General features: G+C 46.8%; 1 pseudogene. It reads right to left on the bottom strand.

The features are described 5' to 3' along the window. Nucleotides 1-94 precede the first annotated feature (94 nt). Nucleotides 95-333: pseudogene (locus AB4585_RS28890) on the bottom strand (cryptochrome/photolyase family protein); the annotation flags it as partial.

The raw sequence follows: 333 nt of genomic DNA, 5'->3' as shown, positions 1-333 counted from the left end.
TAGGGATCGGGTTCTGGCCACCATACAAAGCGTCCATAATGCGCCTCAAGTTGGGAGAATAACTGCGAGATTGGCATAGGATCACTCATCAAATTTACAGGTCCTCAAGTTGATTAAGGTAGACTTCAGCCTGCTGCAGGGTTTGCTGTTTTAGCTCATCATCCATCCGCTCCCAGGCACTGAAAATCATGCGCGTACGCGGGTTTTGCGACAATTTTTCTCTGTGTTTATTCATGAAGCGCCAGTACAAACTGTTCAGCGGACAGGCTCGCTCTCCCACTTTGTTCTTTACGTCATAATGGCAATCCTTACAGTGGTCGCTCATCTTATTAA

Source organism: Vibrio sp. 10N.222.49.C9, assembly GCF_041474985.1.
GTDB lineage: Bacteria > Pseudomonadota > Gammaproteobacteria > Enterobacterales > Vibrionaceae > Vibrio > Vibrio crassostreae_C.
Note: the sequence above shows the minus strand (reverse complement) of the source record. Positions and strands in the feature narration are given on the sequence as shown.